17 protein-coding genes are annotated in these 17,203 nt (G+C 56.9%); 6 read left to right on the plus strand and 11 right to left on the minus strand.

Annotated features, from left to right (window positions below):
• Positions 1-95 precede the first annotated feature (95 nt).
• Both puuR and puuD read right to left on the minus strand, forming a co-directional pair.
• Positions 96-653: an HTH-type transcriptional regulator PuuR gene (gene puuR, locus AB3N39_RS09365; RefSeq protein WP_111965724.1), complete on the minus strand. Its 558-nt coding sequence runs from the start codon at positions 651-653 to the stop codon at positions 96-98.
• Between the two features lie 25 nt (positions 654-678).
• Complete coding sequence (puuD, locus tag AB3N39_RS09370) at positions 679-1,443, minus strand: gamma-glutamyl-gamma-aminobutyrate hydrolase (RefSeq protein WP_136194769.1); 765 nt, start codon at positions 1,441-1,443, stop codon at positions 679-681.
• A gap of 214 nt (positions 1,444-1,657) precedes the next feature.
• Between puuD and AB3N39_RS09375 the strand changes: the two genes are divergently transcribed.
• Both AB3N39_RS09375 and AB3N39_RS09380 read left to right on the plus strand, forming a co-directional pair.
• Positions 1,658-3,076 carry a glutamine synthetase family protein gene (locus tag AB3N39_RS09375; protein WP_139963511.1) on the plus strand — a complete coding sequence of 473 codons (1,419 nt, stop codon included), beginning with the start codon at positions 1,658-1,660 and terminating at the stop codon, positions 3,074-3,076.
• A 356-nt stretch (positions 3,077-3,432) separates the two neighbouring features.
• Positions 3,433-4,824, plus strand: coding sequence for an APC family permease (locus tag AB3N39_RS09380; protein WP_045284883.1), 1,392 nt, complete (start codon positions 3,433-3,435; stop codon positions 4,822-4,824).
• A 75-nt stretch (positions 4,825-4,899) separates the two neighbouring features.
• Here the strand turns inward: AB3N39_RS09380 and AB3N39_RS09385 are convergent, their stop codons facing one another.
• Positions 4,900-6,153, minus strand: a complete 1,254-nt coding sequence (locus tag AB3N39_RS09385) for an MFS transporter (RefSeq protein WP_111965727.1) — start codon at positions 6,151-6,153, stop codon at positions 4,900-4,902.
• 121 nt (positions 6,154-6,274) lie between these two features.
• On the opposite strand from AB3N39_RS09385, the gene AB3N39_RS09390 reads away from it, so the two are divergent.
• The 3 genes from AB3N39_RS09390 to bioD all read left to right on the plus strand — a co-directional run bounded on the left by AB3N39_RS09390 (position 6,275) and on the right by bioD (position 9,348).
• Positions 6,275-7,207, plus strand: a complete 933-nt coding sequence (locus AB3N39_RS09390) for a LysR family transcriptional regulator (protein WP_223582034.1) — start codon at positions 6,275-6,277, stop codon at positions 7,205-7,207.
• Positions 7,208-7,301: 94 nt separating this feature from the next.
• Positions 7,302-8,522: a sugar metabolism global transcriptional regulator Mlc gene (mlc, locus tag AB3N39_RS09395; protein WP_111965729.1), complete on the plus strand. Its 1,221-nt coding sequence runs from the start codon at positions 7,302-7,304 to the stop codon at positions 8,520-8,522.
• A 130-nt stretch (positions 8,523-8,652) separates the two neighbouring features.
• Positions 8,653-9,348, plus strand: a complete 696-nt coding sequence (gene bioD, locus AB3N39_RS09400) for a dethiobiotin synthase (protein ID WP_111965730.1) — start codon at positions 8,653-8,655, stop codon at positions 9,346-9,348.
• Here bioD and clcB read toward each other — a convergent pair.
• The 8 genes from clcB to AB3N39_RS09440 form a co-directional block, all read right to left on the minus strand.
• Positions 9,283-10,593 carry a voltage-gated ClC-type chloride channel ClcB gene (clcB, locus tag AB3N39_RS09405; RefSeq protein ID WP_367897241.1) on the minus strand — a complete coding sequence of 437 codons (1,311 nt, stop codon included), beginning with the start codon at positions 10,591-10,593 and terminating at the stop codon, positions 9,283-9,285. The genes bioD and clcB overlap by 66 nt on opposite strands.
• A gap of 102 nt (positions 10,594-10,695) precedes the next feature.
• The gene (osmV, locus tag AB3N39_RS09410; protein WP_367897242.1) at positions 10,696-11,844 is read right to left on the minus strand and encodes an osmoprotectant ABC transporter ATP-binding protein OsmV; all 1,149 of its coding nucleotides are present in this window, start codon (positions 11,842-11,844) and stop codon (positions 10,696-10,698) included.
• The gene (osmW, locus tag AB3N39_RS09415; protein WP_332961703.1) at positions 11,844-12,491 is read right to left on the minus strand and encodes an osmoprotectant ABC transporter permease OsmW; all 648 of its coding nucleotides are present in this window, start codon (positions 12,489-12,491) and stop codon (positions 11,844-11,846) included. Before osmW ends, osmV begins: the two co-directional genes overlap by 1 nt.
• A gap of 8 nt (positions 12,492-12,499) precedes the next feature.
• Entirely contained in the window at positions 12,500-13,399 is a 900-nt protein-coding gene (osmX, locus tag AB3N39_RS09420; RefSeq protein ID WP_048030685.1) for an osmoprotectant ABC transporter substrate-binding protein OsmX, read from the minus strand.
• Positions 13,400-13,417: 18 nt separating this feature from the next.
• On the minus strand, positions 13,418-14,128 hold the full coding sequence (gene osmY / locus AB3N39_RS09425) for an osmoprotectant ABC transporter permease OsmY (RefSeq protein WP_133294296.1): 711 nt from the start codon (positions 14,126-14,128) through the stop codon (positions 13,418-13,420).
• A 276-nt stretch (positions 14,129-14,404) separates the two neighbouring features.
• Complete coding sequence (locus AB3N39_RS09430; RefSeq protein WP_133294297.1) at positions 14,405-15,142, minus strand: YoaK family protein; 738 nt, start codon at positions 15,140-15,142, stop codon at positions 14,405-14,407.
• Positions 15,143-15,301: 159 nt separating this feature from the next.
• Positions 15,302-15,925: a glutathione S-transferase family protein gene (locus tag AB3N39_RS09435; protein WP_235403502.1), complete on the minus strand. Its 624-nt coding sequence runs from the start codon at positions 15,923-15,925 to the stop codon at positions 15,302-15,304.
• 142 nt (positions 15,926-16,067) lie between these two features.
• Positions 16,068-16,622, minus strand: coding sequence for a VOC family protein (locus AB3N39_RS09440; protein WP_367897243.1), 555 nt, complete (start codon positions 16,620-16,622; stop codon positions 16,068-16,070).
• A 9-nt stretch (positions 16,623-16,631) separates the two neighbouring features.
• Here AB3N39_RS09440 and AB3N39_RS09445 point away from each other — a divergent pair, with 9 nt between their 5' ends.
• Complete coding sequence (locus AB3N39_RS09445) at positions 16,632-17,192, plus strand: TetR/AcrR family transcriptional regulator (RefSeq protein WP_136194774.1); 561 nt, start codon at positions 16,632-16,634, stop codon at positions 17,190-17,192.
• Positions 17,193-17,203: the final 11 nt, after the last annotated feature.

The following is a 17,203-nucleotide window of genomic DNA, read 5'->3' on the forward strand; positions in this document are numbered from 1 at the left end:
CGTGGGGCATTCCGGGAATTAACCCGTTAAATGCCGACAGAGATCGTTTTTATATTTCCCGGCGTAAGCGCGCTTACGCCGGGACTGAGTGGTAATTAGAACGTGGTGGGGGTGTGGGCACTGATAATGCGGCAGACGCCTGCCGAGGTGTTGCTGAAGCTGTGCGGTATGCCGGTATTGATGGCATAGCTTTGCCCCGCAACCAGGTGATATTGCTGGCCATTAATGGTCAACAATATTTCACCTTCCAGTATCGTACCGATCTCCTCACCCTGATGTTTGATCCTCTCTCCGGTCGTGGTTCCAGGCTGGTAAGTTTCAAAAATCATCGCCAGCGTACGGTTCGGATTTCCGTTATGAACCAGCTTCATCGAAACCCCCTGACTGCCTATTTCGATAAGGTCTTCCTGATTAATAACCACCTGCGGTTCATCAGGTTTTTCCGGTTCCGAAAAGAATTCCGAGAGCGACAGCCCATAAACTTTCAGCAGCTTCTGTAGCGTACTGATGGCAGGACTGACTTTGTCCTGCTCAATGGTGCTGATGGCACTGTGTGTTAACCCAGACAGTTCGGCGGCACGCCGCTGCGAGAGACCCAGCTGCTGGCGGATCTCAGACAGACGTTTCCCTGGCGCCAGTCCGTCATCGCTCATAGTTGCATTTCCTTTACGGTAGTGGTCAAAGCCGCTGCTTCTCGGCAATGTGGCTTTGACAGGCGGTGATAAAACCTTCAAACAACATACGGGACAGGGCGTACTCGCTGCTGTTCCATTCGGGGTGCCATTGCACGCCGAGGGCAAAAGGGTGGTCATAAACGCTGACCGCCTCGACCAGCCCATCCGTCGAACGGGCCTCCACGCGAAGCCGTGCTCCTAACGTTCGTGCACCTTGCCCGTGTAACGAGTTTACCCAAAATGTGTTACAGCCTGGTATTAATTGAGACAGCAGTCCTCCCTCCTGAACCTGAACTTCATGAGACGGAGCGTATTGTAGCTCAACCGGCAGTTCAGGATCTTCCCGGTGCTCGAGCAGGTCGTTCTGCTCGAACAGGCGGCGATACAGCGTCCCCCCCGTCGCAACAACCAGCTCCTGCAGCCCCCGGCAGATGGCGAAAATGGGGATGCGCCTTTCGAGCGCGGCGGCAATCAGCGCCATACTCAGAAGATCTCGCCCGGGATCGGCGTTAGGCTCATCGCCGTTTTCACCATAAAGGTGCGGCTGCACGTTACTTGGGCTGCCCGGCAGGTAAATCCCGTCCAGGGTTGGCAGCAGAGCGGTGAGCAGCTCTGGCTCTGCCAGCGCATGCGGTAAGGCAATCGGTAAACCCCCCGCGTTAATGATGGCGTTCAGGTACTTTTCTTGCAGGGTCTGGGTCTCATGACCCTTGAGCCTGTTTCTACACATCACCACGCCAATAACTGGCTTGTTCATTATATTTTCCATGATCGCCCTCACAAAGTGGACTAAATTTAGGCCATTATCGCCTGCAAAACGGCCTTTTCGTTCAATATTTTCTCAATCTAGCAACGGGATCTGCCTTTTGCAAACTTAATTTAACATTTGACAAACAATTTATTTGCATACAGATTCGATAGGGTGGACATTATATTTGACAGTCCAGAGCAGCGAACGCAAATCCCAAAAACGGTGGTAAATCATGGAAACCAATATCGTAGAAGTTGAGAACTTTGTGCAGCACACGGATGAGAGGCGGGGCAGCGCCTTTACGCTGGAAGTGAAGCGCTATTTAGAAAAGTATCCTGACACCCAGTTTATTGATGTCCTCCTGACCGACCTGAACGGCTGTTTTCGCGGCAAACGCATCCCGGTTGCCGGACTGAGCAAACTTGAAAAAGGCTGCTATTTCCCGGCATCGGTTTTCGCCATGGACATTTTGGGTAACGTCGTGGAAGAGGCGGGCCTGGGACAGGAGCTCGGCGAGCCGGACTGTATCTGCGTGCCGGTACCGGGCACCCTGACGCCGTCCGCCGCCGACCCGGAATACATTGGTCAGGTGCAGCTCACCATGGTCGATGAAGATGGCGCTCCCTTTGACGTTGAGCCGCGGAACGTACTCAACCGACTCTGGCAGCAGCTGCGCCAGCGCGGCCTGTTCCCCGTGGTAGCGGTAGAGCTGGAGTTCTATTTACTTGACCGTAAACGCGATGCCGACGGCTATCTGCAGCCACCCTGCGCGCCGGGCACCGACGTGCGCAACACGCAGAGTCAGGTCTACTCGGTTGATAATCTGAACCACTTTGCTGACGTGCTGAACGACATTGACGAACTGGCGCAGCTGCAGCTGATCCCCGCCGACGGGGCAGTGGCTGAGGCCTCTCCGGGCCAGTTTGAGATAAACCTGCACCATACGGAAAACGTGCTCGATGCCTGCGATGATGCGCTGGCGCTAAAACGTCTCGTCAGGCAGATGGCAGAAAAACATAAGATGCACGCCACGTTTATGGCAAAGCCGTATGAAGAACATGCGGGCAGCGGGATGCACATCCATATCAGCATGCAAAACAACCGAGGCGAAAACGTGCTCGCAGACGCCAGCGGCGAGGATTCCGCGCTGCTGAAACGCGCGCTGGCCGGGATGATCGACCTGATGCCTGCGTCCATGGCGCTGCTGGCACCGAACGTCAACTCCTACCGCCGTTTCCAGCCGGGAATGTACGTGCCGACGCAGGCGTCATGGGGACACAATAATCGCACCGTTGCCCTGCGTATCCCCTGCGGCGATCGCCATAACCATCGGGTCGAGTATCGGGTAGCGGGCGCTGACGCGAATCCGTATCTGGTGATGGCGGCGATTTTTGCCGGCATTTTACATGGCCTGGATAACGATTTACCGCTGCAGGAAGAAGTGGAAGGCAATGGTCTGGAGCAGGACGGACTGCCGTTCCCGATCCGTCAGAGCGATGCGCTGTGGGAATTTATGCAAAACGATAGCCTGCGCGAGCGGCTGGGCGAACGCTTCTGCCACGTCTATCACGCCTGCAAAAACGATGAATTACTGCAGTTTGAACGCCTGATTACCGAAACGGAAATTGAGTGGATGCTGAAAAACGCCTGATGACGTGCCCCGGTAAGGGGCCGCTTTGTTTCATCTCATACGTAATACCAAACGGCCTGCGCGGAGCCTGGCCTAACTGTTTGCTGGCACGCCAGCTATCTCCCGGGAGTCGCGTTATGGAGCGCAGGCGGCACAGGGATTTTCTTAACGACACTGTGTGACGAGGTAGGAAATGATGCAGATGTTCAACTATCCGCAGGGCGAAGGGGGCCAGTCAGGCGCCTGCTGTGAGTGCGAGCCAGAGACGGTGCGCTGGTACGATCGCGTGTGTTCTTTACAACTTCCCCCTTTGCTAAGCAGGTTTGCGTTAAGGACAGCGCGATTGCAAACCACGGTAAGCATGGGGGGGACGGTTTATGGCGACTAACACCTCTCTTGACTCGCCGGGCATGGCCGGAAGAACCCGGCTGCGCAGTTCCCTCAAGCTCTGGCAGGTGGTCATGATGGGGCTGGCTTATCTCACCCCCATGACCGTGTTTGATACCTTCGGCATTGTGTCCGGTATCAGCAACGGCCACGTGCCCGCCTCGTATCTCCTGGCGCTGGCTGGCGTCATGTTTACCGCCATCAGCTACGGTAAACTGGTACGACAGTTCCCGGAAGCAGGCTCTGCGTATACCTACACGCAGAAATCGATCGGACCCCACTTAGGCTTTATGGTCGGCTGGTCATCGCTGCTGGATTATCTCTTCCTGCCGATGATCAACGTGCTGCTGGCGAAGATCTACCTTTCCGCGTTGTTCCCTGAAGTCCCGCCGTGGGTTTGGGTGGTGGGGTTTGTAACGATCCTGACGCTGGCGAACCTCAAGAGTGTGAATCTGGTCGCCAACTTTAACACCCTGTTTGTGCTGGTGCAGATCGCCATCATGGTGGTGTTTGTCATACTCGTGGTGCACGGTCTGCACAAGGGGGAGGGCGTCGGCACCGTCTGGTCGCTCCAGCCGTTTATCAGCGAGAACGCACACCTGATCCCGATTATTACCGGCGCGACTATCGTCTGCTTCTCTTTCCTCGGCTTTGACGCGGTCACCACGCTGTCGGAAGAGACGCCAAACGCGGCGCGGGTGATCCCCAAAGCGATTTTCCTCACCGCTCTGTATGGCGGGCTGATATTCATTGTTGCCTCGTTTTTCATGCAACTCTTTTTCCCGACGATCGCGCGCTTCAAGAACCCGGACGCCGCGCTGCCGGAAATAGCGCTGTACGTGGGCGGCAAGCTCTTCCAGTCGGTGTTTCTGTGTACCACGTTTGTGAATACGCTCGCTTCAGGCCTGGCCTCGCACGCCAGCGTCTCGCGCTTACTGTATGTGATGGGGCGTGACAACGTGTTTCCGGAGCGGGTGTTTGGCTACGTGCATCCGAAATGGCGTACGCCGGCCCTGAACGTCATTATGGTTGGGATAGTGGCGCTGTCGGCCCTGTACTTCGATCTCGTGACCGCGACGGCGCTGATCAATTTTGGCGCGCTGGTGGCGTTTACGTTTGTTAATCTCTCGGTGTACAACCATTTCTGGCGGCGTAAGGGGCTGAACAAAACGTGGAAAGATCGTTTCCACTATCTCCTGCTGCCGCTCATCGGTGCCGTCACGGTCGGCGTGCTGTGGATAAACCTCGAAGCGACGTCCCTGACGCTTGGCCTCATCTGGGCGGCACTGGGGATCCTTTACCTGACGTGGCTCACGCGCCGTTTCCGCAAACCGCCTCCGCAGTTTGAAGCCGGTAAGATAGAGCAGGCCTGGGATTCCTGAACGTGAAACGGCACCAGTACGCTGGTGCCGTTTTTGTGGATGGCGCGTCTTAACGGACATCAGCCCGCAGGCGTATTATCTCAGACGTTTATGAAGACTTGCGCCAACCAGCAGCGCGGCGCACAGCATCAGCGCGATAAACCCGCCCACGCCGTTCCAGCCGTAGTTATGCCAGAAGACACCGCCGAGCGTCCCGGCGATGCTGGATCCCAGGTAATAGCTAAACAGATACAGCGACGATGCCTGACCTTTGGCGCGACGGGCGCGCGGTCCAATCCAGCTGCTGGCGACCGAATGCGCGGCGAAGAACCCTGCGGAGAAGAGCAGCATGCCGGCAAAAATCAGCCACAGGGAGGAGAAGAGCGTCAGCAACAGGCCGACCAGCATCATCGCCGTGAAGAACAGCATGACCGGGCCGCGGCCATAGCGTGCGGTCATCGCCCCGGCCTTCGGCGAGCTCCAGGTGCCGGTAAGGTACGCCACGGAAAGCAGGCCGACCACCGCCTGGCTCAGATGCCACGGCGAGAGCATCAGGCGGTAGCCAATATAGTTAAACAGCGTGACGAACGAGCCCATCAGCAGGAAGCCGGTCAGGAACAGGCGCGGCAGCCCCTTGTCGCGCCAGTGCAGACGAAAGTTGATAAACAGCGTTTTCGGACGCAGCGATGTCGGGCGGAAATGACGCGATTCCGGCAGAATTTTCCAGAACATCAGGGCAGATGCCAGCGCAAAACACCCGATGACTGCCAGCGCAATACGCCAGTTAAAGAAGTCCGTGAATACCCCGCTCAGCAGACGTCCGCTCATTCCGCCAATCGAGTTCCCGCTGATGTAAAGCCCCATAGAGAAGGCAACAAAGCTCGGGTGGATCTCCTCGCTGAGATAGGTCATCCCGACCGCCGCCACGCCGCTGAGCGAGAGCCCAATCAGCGCGCGCATCACCAGAATACCGTGCCAGCTGGTCATCATGGTCGAGAGTAACGTACAGACCGAGGCCAGCATCAGCGCGGTTACCATCACCGGTTTACGGCCAATGGCGTCGGACAGCGGCCCGGTAAAGAGCAGGCCAATCGCCAGCATGCCGGTAGAAATAGAGAGTGAAACGCTGCTGCTGGCAGGCGATACGCCAAACTCATGGGAGAGAACGGGCAGGATCGGCTGTACGCAATAGAGCAGGGCGAAGGTTGCCAGACCGGCGGAAAAGAGCGCCAGCGTGACGCGCATAAATTGGGGAGTACCACGTTTAATGAACTGAACCGGCTGCGATGCTGCGGGTAAATCATTGATATCTCTGGCCGGATCGATATCAATAGTAGTTGTACGACTCACACAGTTTCCTTGCTTAAACATCCCCGTGATTTCTGGTGACGGGTATGACCACCTGATAAGGGTAGGAAAATGTAAATATTCTGTCTAATATATTAATAATCTTAAATGATACTTTAGAAATATGAATATCGAGCTGCGTCATCTCCGCTACTTTGTCGCCGTCGCCGAAGAGCTGCATTTTGGCCGCGCGGCGGCACGGCTAAACATCTCTCAGCCACCGTTAAGCCAGCAGATTCAGATCCTGGAGCAGCAGGTCGGGGCGCGCCTTCTGGCCCGCACCAACCGCAGCGTGAGCCTGACGGCGGCGGGTAAGCAGTTTCTGAACGACAGCCGACAAATTCTGAGCATGGTCGATGACGCCGCCGCTCGGGCAGAACGGCTCTATCTCGGGGAAGCCGGAGAGTTGCGCATCGGGTTTACCTCGTCCGCGCCGTTTATCAGCGCCGTCTCGGAAACCCTGTCGTCATTCCGCCGCCATTTCCCGGATGTTCACATTCAAACGCGCGAGATCAACACCCGCGAGCAGATCGCGCCGCTGAATGAAGGCTCGCTGGATCTGGGGCTGATGCGCAATACCCAGCTGCCGGACTCGCTGGAGTGGGAGGTGATCCTGCGCGAGCCGCTGATGGCCATGATCCCGCACGATCACCCGCTGGCGTCGCGTCCGACGGTTTCGCTGGCTGAGCTGGCAAAAGAGCCGTTTGTCTTTTTTGACCCGCAGGTTGGAACAGGTCTGTATGACGATATTCTGGGGCTGATGCGCCGCTACGATCTTGCCCCGGTCATCACCCAGGAAGTCGGGGAAGCGATGACGATTATCGGCCTGGTCGCTGCCGGGCTGGGCGTCTCTATTCTTCCAGCCTCCTTTAAACGGGTACAACTGCGCGAAATGCGCTGGGTAACCATTGCCGAAGAGGATGCCGTTTCAGAGATGTGGCTGGTCTGGTCAAAACATCGAGAACAGAGTCACGCCGCGCAGCGCTTCAAACAGCAGTTGATGAACGCCTCTGCCGGGCAGCATTTTCAGGCAAAAGTGGGCAAAAATGTGCGGTAAATCACATGGCTAAGTAAATATTTGACGGCAGCCATACAAGTGCTTCACCATAGCCAACAGTTTATTTCGAAGCTCGAAAATAAGGGAGTACGAGGTGGTCGCGGATAGTCAGCCAGGGCATATTGATCAGATTAAGCAGACCAACGCTGGCGCGGTGTATCGCCTGATTGATCAGCTTGGTCCGGTTTCGCGTATCGATCTTTCGCGCCTGGCACAGCTGGCACCTGCCAGTATCACCAAGATAGTCCGCGAGATGCTGGAAGCACACCTGGTTCAGGAGACGGAAATTCAGGAGCCGGGCAGCCGTGGCCGTCCGGCCGTTGGGCTGGTGGTGGAGACGGAGGCCTGGCACTATCTGTCGCTGCGCATCAGCCGGGGGGAGATCTTCCTTGCGCTGCGCGACCTGAGCAGCAAGCTGGTGGTGGAAGACCGTCTTGAACTGCCGCTCAACGCCGAGGAGTCGCTCCTTGAGGCGATAGTCTCGCACATCGATCGCTTCTTTATCCGCCATCAGCAGCGCCTTGAACGCTTAACGGCGATCGCCATCACCATGCCGGGTATTATTGATACCGAAAATGGTATTGTTCACCGCATGCCGTTCTACGACGATGTGAAAGAGATGCCGCTGGGAGAGGTGCTGAAAAACCATACCGGCGTGCCGGTCTATATTCAGCATGACATCAGCGCCTGGACGATGGCGGAAGCGCTGTTCGGCGCGTCCCGGGGCGCGCGGGATGTGATTCAGGTGGTTATCGACCATAACGTCGGCGCGGGGGTGATTACCGACGGACGGCTTCTCCACGCCGGAAGCAGCAGCCTGGTGGAAATCGGCCACACCCAGGTCGACCCTTACGGCAAGCGCTGCTACTGCGGGAACCACGGCTGTCTCGAGACCATTGCCAGCGTGGAAAGCGTGCTGGAACTGGCGCAGGTCCGGCTCAGCCAGTCCATGAGCTCCTCGCTGCACGGACAACCCTTAACGGTGGATTCTCTCTGCGCCGCCGCGCGCCAGGGCGATCTGCTGGCGAAGGACATTATTACTGGAGTAGGGAATAACGTTGGCCGCATTCTGGCCATTATGGTGAACCTCTTCAACCCGCAAAAAATCCTCATTGGCTCACCGCTGAGCCAGGCGGCGGAAATCCTCTTCCCGGCGATCTCGGCCTGTATCCATCAGCAGTCGCTTCCTGCCTACAGCAAAAATATTGCGGTAGAAAGCACCCAGTTTTCCAACCAGGGCACGATGGCAGGCGCGGCGCTGGTCAAAGATGCCATGTATAACGGCTCGCTGTTGATCCGCCTGCTACAGGGTTAACTCTTTTCCGCTGATGTAAGAAAAATTGCGCTATCTCAAGCCGGGTAGCGCATGCATCCCGTAGACTTCCTCCACTGAATTATTTACCTGGTTTATATTTTCGAAGCATACCCAAGAGGTGGAGTGAGTCATGCTTAAGCGTTTCTTTGTTACTGGTACAGATACCTCTGTCGGCAAGACCGTCGTATCCCGCGCATTGCTGCAGGCGCTGGCAGCAAGCGGTAAACGCGTGGCAGGGTACAAACCGGTCGCAAAAGGGAGTAAAGAGACGCCAGAGGGATTGCGTAATAAAGACGCCCTGGTGCTGCAAAGCGTCTCGTCACTGGAGTTGCCTTATCACGCGGTCAATCCCATCGCGTTAAGCGAAGAGGAGAGCAGCGTGGCGCACAGCGGCCTGATTAATTATCCCCTGTTGTCCGACGGACTGGCGAACCTGAGCGAGAAGGTTGACCACGTAGTGGTTGAAGGGACGGGCGGCTGGCGCAGCCTGATGAATGATTTGCGCCCGCTGTCTGAATGGGTTGTGCAGGAGCAGCTTCCGGTGGTAATGGTGGTGGGGATCCAGGAAGGGTGCATCAACCACGCGCTGCTGACGGCGCAGGCGATTGCCAATGACGGCCTGCCGCTGATTGGCTGGGTGGCAAACCGCATCAACCCGGGCCTGGCGCACTACGCCGAGATTATTGACGTGCTGAGCACCAAACTGCCTGGCCCATTAGTCGGCGAGCTGCCTTATTTGCCACGCGCCGAGCAGCGCGAGCTAGCGCAGTACATCGATCTCTCTGCCCTCGGTGGCGTGCTGACCGTAGATCGAGTCGTGGCGTAACGTCCGCGACGATACGGACGCCACCACGCAGGCGATCAGCAGGCCGGGCAGTAAAAAATACTGTCCGGTCATTTCACAGACCATCAGTGCCGACATAATGGGCGCATGCGTGGTCGCGGCGAGTAGCGTTGCCATCCCTGCCAGCCCCAGCAAAATAGCCGTTTCAGAACCCGGCAGCCACAGCGCGAAAAACTGCGCGAATAGCATGCCTGTTGCCATGCCGACAAACAGCGTGGGCGTGAACACCCCGCCCGGCGCACCCGATCCGCTGCTCGCCAGTACAGCCAGCAGCTTACAGATGAACACTCCGGCAATCACCGACAGCAGCGGCGGCGCGAGCAGAAAAGCCTGAACCACGCTGTAGCCATTCCCCCACACCTTCGGCGTCAGAAGAGACAGCAGCCCAACGATCGCACCGCCCAGCGCTAATTGCCACGGAGGCGAGAGTTTTAAGTGCAGGAAAAGACCGTGGCTGAATGCCATCAACCCCATTAGCAGCGGTCCGCAAAGCCCTGCCAGCAGCCCCATGGCGACCAGCAGGGCATAATCGGCTGCGGTGAGTGTGCCGCTCAAATGGACCGCGTAGAGCGTGCCGGTACCCGGCGCCAGGAGCTGCGTGGTGAGCAGCGCCACCACCGCCGCGATAATGACGGGGCCGAGCGAGGCCAGCATCAGGGTGCCAAACAGAATCTCCGCAATAAACAGGCTTCCGGCTAATGGAGCATGGTAGGCGCTGGCCATCCCGGCCGCGGCGCCGCAGGCGATCCATAACTTCCATTCGGATTTGGGCGTAAAGCGCCGGGCAAAAAAGGAGGCGGCGAGGGCAGCAAGCAGGATCATCGCCCCTTCACGTCCGATGGCGCTGCCGCTGGCAACGACAAGCAGAGAGGCAAGAGATTTCACCAGGCTGGCGCCGTAGTCAAACTGACCGTCGCCCGTCTCCAGCGCTTCCATGTAATCGGTAGGGGCATGAGGCCGCTGGGCGGTCAGGCGCTGCCATCCCCAGAGCAGCAGCCCGGCAGCCAGCCCGCCCAGCGCGGGCGTCAGCGCGCGCCGCCAGGGTGAGAGCGACGCGGCGGCATTCACCAGGCTGCCGCTGTCGTTGCTGAGAAGCAGCCACTCCAGCAGATACATGCTGTGGCGGAACACCGCAACGGCCAGCGCGGCCAGCACGCCGGTGACGGTTGCAATCAGCAGTCGACGAAACATCGCGCGGATGTCGGGGTAAGTATGAAGACGTTGCATGAGTCGCGAGTAAACGGGAAAGATACGATATTGTGGCGGCTAATCGCGGGGTTAGCAAAAGGTATGCGTGCGGAAAAGCCGGGCGATGCCCGGCCAGAAAGGTTAGCTGTCGGTGTGAATATTCAGCGCCCGGCGCGTACGACCTGAACTCAGATACTCGGCAATATAGTCCTGAGAAATCTCGCCGTTGTAGCGCCCGTCCTCATCCACGATCGGCATCCAGCTGGTGTTGCTCTCATACAGGCGTGACAGCACCACGCGCAGGTTGTCTTCCGCCTTGCCGGTCATGCGGAACGGATGCAGGATGTCGGCGCAGGTCCCGCTGGCGTTACGCGCTTCGCGACGCTTCACAAAGCCCAGCGGCTTGCCGTGCTCGTCGACTACGGTAATTGCGCGAATATCATTATCATCCATGGTCGCAAAGGCTTCGGAAAGCGGAGTAGAGCCCCGCACCGTAATGGTCGGCTGCTGGTCGGTGACGTCGCCCGCCGATACCAGCAGCAGGCGCTTCAGGGTGCGGTCCTGACCGACAAACGAGCCGACAAACTCGTTTGCTGGTTTCGCCAGCAGTTCGTCCGGGCTGGCGCACTGCACGATTTTCCCCTGACGGAACACCGCGATACGGTCGCCGAGCTTCAGGGCTTCGTCGATATCGTGGCTCACCAGCATGACGGTTTTTTTCAGCTTGCGCTGCATCTCCAGGAACTGGTTCTGGATCACCTCGCGGTTGATCGGGTCCACCGCGCCGAAAGGTTCATCCATCAGCAGTACCGGAGGATCCGCCGCCAGGGCGCGGATCACGCCGATACGCTGCTGCTGGCCGCCGGACATCTCACGCGGATAGCGATTCAGGAACTTATGCGGATCCATCGCCACCATATCCATCAGCTCTTCGGCGCGGGTTTTACAGCGCGCTTTATCCCAGCCCAGCATGCGCGGCACGACGGTAATGTTCTCTTCGATGGTCATGTTAGGGAACAGGCCAATCTGCTGGATCACGTAGCCAATGTTGCGGCGCAGGGTGACGGTGTCCATCCCGCTGGTGTCTTCGCCGTTGATCAGGATCGTCCCGCTGCTTGGGGTAATGAGGCGGTTAATCATCTTCAGTGTGGTGGTCTTCCCGCAGCCGGACGGGCCCAGCAGCACACACATTTCCCCTTCAGGCACGTTCAGGTTGACGTTGTCGACGGCCTTAAAGGTCTGGCCGTGCTTCTGTGAAAATTGTTTGGTGAGGTTTTCCAGTTTTATCATTATCGAATCCCCTTTGGAGTCAGAACCACCTGCAGACGGTGCAGCAGCCAGTCGAGCACAATCGCTAAAAGACAAATCATCAGCGCGCCCGCAATCAACATGCGGATATCACTTCCGCCGATGCCGTTGAGCAGCAGCAGGCCCAGACCGCCCGCGCCGATCACCGCGGCAATCGCCATCACGCCGATGTTCATCACCACGGCGGTGCGGATCCCGCCGAAAATCACCGGCAGCGCCATCGGGATTTCGACCCAGCGCAGGCGCTGCCAGAAGGTCATGCCGATGCCGCGTCCGGCTTCATGCAGGCCGGGCGGCAGGCTGTCGAGCGCCGTATGGGTGTTACGCACGATCGGCAGCAGCGAGTAGAGAAACACCGCCGTAATGGCGGGCAGGGCGCCAATTCCCTGACCGATCAGCGAAAACAGCGGGATCATCAGGCCAAACAGCGCAATGGACGGAATGGTCAGCACGATGGTGGCAATCCCCAGCACCGGCGTTGCCAGCCACTTGTGGCGAACAATCAGAATGCCGAGCGGGACCCCGATGAGAATGGCTAAGCCCACGGCCAGCGCCACCAGCCACAGATGCTGCAGCGTCAGGGTTAACAGGTAGTCCCAGTTGTCCAGAATGTAGTGAATCGTCTCCATAGTGCCTCCTACAGCAGCTGTTTGCTACGCAGGAAATCGCGGGCGACCTGCTGCGGTGACTGATGGTCGATATCCACCTTCTTGTTCAGTTCGGTGATAACGTCGTTGTTGAGCTGGGCAGAGAGGGTGTTGAGCGCCTCTTCCAGGCCCGGATTGGCCTCCAGCGTGTCCTTACGGACTACCGGGGTGACGGCATAGCTCGGGAAGAAGCCTTTATCATCTTCCAGCACCTTGAGGTCGAAGCCCTTCACGCGCCCGTCGGTGGTGTAAATCAGCCCGGCGTCGACGAAGCCGTCGCGCACCGCGTTATAGACCAGACCGGGGTCCATCTGACGGATCTGCGGGCGGTCCAGGTCCATCTTATAGGCGGCCTGAAGCGGCTTCATGCCGTCGCTGCGCCCGGCAAATTCCAGGTCTAAACCCAGCAGCCAGTTTTTGTCCGGGTTGGTTTTACGGATCTGCTCAATCTTGGCCACCATCTCCGACATGGTGTTGATATGTTCCGCCTCGGCGCGCTTGCGCTGCATGGCGAACGCATAGGTGTTGTTCATGTCGGCGGGCTTGAGCCAGACCAGACCGTGCTTCGCGTCCAGACGTTTCACCGTCTCGTAAGACTCCTCTGGCGACATGCGCTTGTTGATGTGGTTAAAGATGATTAATGACGTGCCGGTGTACTCCCAGGTCATGTCAATCTGCTTGTTGATCATCGCGTTACGGGAAATCACCGTGGCGATATTGGTTTGCGGCTGAACCTGGAATCCTTTCTTTTGCAGGTACTGCACGGTCATCGCCGAGAGAATATGCTGCTCGGTAAAGCTCTTGGTTGCCAGAATCAGCGGGGCCGCCATCGCCTGGCTGGTGAACAGCGCCGCGGCACACAGCGCCGTCAGGCCGGAAAACAGTCTCATAAAAGCTCCTTGTTATTGTTATCGAGCGAGATGGGGACTCATCACGCGACCCAGCGCCGCCAGCAGGGTATCGAGGATCAGGGCGAACAGGGCGGTGGCCGCCGCGCCGAGGATCAGGGTCGGGAAATCGTTCAGATAAATGCCGGGGAAAATCAGCTCGCCGTAGCTGCTGGCACCAATCAGGAACGCCAGCGGCGCGGTACCGACGTTAATGGCGGTCGCAATGCGAATGCCGGAGAGCATGACCGGCCAGGCGGCAGGCAGCTCAACCTGACGCAGACGCTGCCATTTGGTCATGCCAATCCCGTTTGCCGCTTCCAGCAGCGACGGCGGGACCGAGCACAGCCCGGCATAAGTATTACGCACGATCGGCAGCAGCGAGGCGAGGAACAGGGCGATGATGGCGGGCGTATCGCCAATGCCAATCACCACCATCGCCAGGGCCAGCACGGCCAGCGGCGGCAGCGTGTTGCCTACGTTGAAGATTTGCATCACATATTCGGAGATTCCCCGCGCGGCCGGGCGGCTCAGCAGAATACCCGCCGGAATACCCACCAGCAGGGCAAAGAACATTGATGAGAAAACCAGAATCATATGCTGTTGCCCGAGATAGATCAGGTCAACCTTACGCGCCTTGATCGTTTCCAGCCCGATCCCCCAGACGAGGAGGGCGAGAACCACGATAATGGCGCCGACAAACAGCAGCGAACGTTTGAGTAATGGGTGCATTGCGGTGTGTCTCCCTGTGCGCATGCGTTATAGCAACCACCGGTTGCCTGTTGTTATGCCATGTTTCGGCAGGGGTATTTCACCTATAGCAAGCGTTTGGGAAGGGTTCCAGCGAAGGGGTAAAATCAGTAACCCTATGAAAACAGTGACAACCTTAAGCCAGGCCTTACGGCGTAAGGCCTGATTGTGTTGCGGGCAGAATAGTCCTAAAGCGAACCTTTAGAAGTGACAACGTCACATCTAAAGGGATCTTACACCGAAAAAAGGTCATTATCTTCATAGAGTGGCACGCACCCGTCGAACCCGCGACGAGACGGTGATAATTGATACCACGGCGACAACCGCAAGCATCAACCCCAGTGCTAGCATGGCGTTGAAGCCAATCCATCTGAACAGCAGCAGCCCCGCGATACCACCCGTAATGAACGAAAACAGGGTGGTTAAGTGGGTTTTTAGCTGACTTTTTTGCGCCGCCGTATCTTTGGAGTAATCCCTGCGCAGCATCGCGACCATTACGGAGGCCAGGGAAATCCCCGCGTCCGTTAGCGTGCCGGTAATGTGCGTCGATCTCACTCGTCCGCCGGAAAGCTGCGTGGAGGTGGAATTATGAATGCCCATCAGAAAGCAGAGAAAAAGAATAATTTCGCGGTTGCTGTTGAGCGCATGGAAATACATTTCGTAGAAGGAAACGCCGGTCAGTAATATCCCCTCGACAAAAAGGATCTGGCAAAAAACCAGCCTGACGTTATGGATAATACCCCATATGACAATTGTGCGCGCAATAATGGCGCCAGCCACAAATGAGAGAATAATCGAGCCGAAGAAAATAATATCGCTCAGATCGGTAGAAGAAACTTCGCTGGATAACTGTGAGGTGTTGCCGGTCATGTGTGAGGGAAAAAAACCAAATGCCCCAAGGGCGATGGCGTTAAGCAAACCTGCCGAGGTCGCCAGCCAGAGAGCAAGCCGGCGATCCTCCTTATGCGTTCGTTCTTTCTTGAGTCTTATCAGCAAGAATACCTCCGGGTTGAGCTTTGCCTGCCTATTCAGGCTAGCAAAGCGATTCAACGGGCTGTCCAGGATATGGCTTAATTATTATTCCCTCTGACGACTTTCAGGGTTTCGTAATTAAATAAAACAGCCTCGTTGCGGTATTCATTCAGGCATTAAGTTTTACACCATGCCGTTATTGCCGTGACGCAAAAATGCCGGACGCTGGTTAAGGCGCTCGAACCACGCCTCAATGGCGGGCACGTCTGGCTTATCAAACGGCGTCATTTTCCAGCGATTCACCGACAGCCCAAGCACCACGTCCGCAAGGGTAAACGTCTCGCCCGCCGCAAAAGCCCCGGTGCGCTGCAGCTGGTTTTCCAGAATGGTGATGCAGTGGTTCCACTCTTTGATTCCCGCCGCAATGCGCTCAGGGTCGTTAAAGTCCGGGTTTTTACGCCCCAGGGCCGGGAAGACATAGCGCCAGGCGTTGTTAAATTCAGTGGCCTGCCAGTCCATCCAGCGCTCAACGTTGGCGCAGGCCTGCGGTTCTGCGGGCAGCAGATCGTGACGTTCGGCCTTGCGCGCCAGATAACGGCAGATGGAATTGGACTCCCACAGCACGAAATCGCCATCAATCAGCACCGGCACCATGGCGTTGGGGTTCAGGGCGCGGAAGGCATCCGTTTCCGTCGAGGCAAAACCGCTGCCGTAATCTTCCTGCTGATAGGCTATGCCCGCTTCTTCGCAGGTCCAGAGCACTTTACGAACGTTGATGGAGGTGGTTTTGCCGAGGATGGTGATCATTGCGCAGGTGTCCTTTAGAGGAATGAATTGTCTAAAACAATACACCCGTTGTGCGTCAGAGGCTGGGGCAAAATTTGGTGGGGGCAGCTGAAGGTAGTAGTGCGAAGCACTTTCGGAGAGCACTTCGCAGTCTAAAACTGATTTAAACAGGCTGTTGGCTACAGTGGCTGGTGTAGAAACTTATACCGTTTCCATCCGGATCCTGCAGGGAAAAATAATGATGTCCAAATAGCGTTTCCTGCGCAATTTCCTGAGCTGAATATCCCTTTGCGATGAGGCCAGTTCGATACGTTTCAAGTTCCGATCTGGAATGGCCCGCGATCATGAGATCAATTTTTTCTGCAGCAAAATCTGGCCGCTGACCAACGCGGCTGATATGCAGACTCTGCGTTTCAGGCACATCCTTTTCGGTCAACAACAAATGGGTGCCGCCGCGTAACTCAATAATCGCCATGCCCGGAAATTTGTCGAGCGCACGCAGGCCTAGCCCCTGGTAAAATGCATAGCTGGCATCAACATCGTTCACTTTCATCACAAAATGTGCGAGTGCTGCAGAGGGTAATAATTCATTCAATTTCTTGCCTTTCATAGGTTTATCAGGGAATGAACGCATTGCAATCTTGTCGGGCAAGGCTTGCAGTGCTAATGTGACTGGCCAGTCGAAAACATTATTCGACTGATCAGTCGAATTAAGCAAGGGGAAATCGTGACGCGCAAAAAAGAAATCGATCGGGAGCTGGTTTTAGATGCTGCTGAAAGCATCATCCTTGAGTCTGGAGGGCGCGTATTTACGCTGGATGCCGTCGCGGAACGTGCTGGCATCAGTAAAGGCGGCCTTGTGTATACCTTTTCATCAAAGGATGGCCTGATTTACGCCGTGCTTGAGCGCGAAGTGACGCGTTTCCAGCAGGCAGTCAGTCAGCGTCTTACAGCTACCGCCGCAGGGCCACGAGAATTAATTCTTGCGCACATCGAGGAAGCGCTGGAGGAAGAGGATGCTGTAACACAGATGGCGGCGTTTCTTATTACGGCTCTCGTGCATGCGCCAGGTATGCTGGCGCCCGCTCGCAACCTGTATCGCACACTCCTCGAACCGCTACGCGAGGCTGGAGAGGAGATGGCCGATGTCAGGCACGCGTTTCTCGCTGTAGAAGGCATATTCCTGCTACGCGGACTGGGGCTCGCTGATATCCCGGCAGGCGAAATAAAATCGGTATTGCGTCACGCGCGTGAAATGATTTTGGCGGCGTTGGCACGAACCTGCTGAGACAATACAAT

Source organism: Enterobacter vonholyi (genome assembly GCF_040834095.1).
GTDB classification, from domain to species: Bacteria; Pseudomonadota; Gammaproteobacteria; order Enterobacterales; family Enterobacteriaceae; genus Enterobacter; species Enterobacter vonholyi.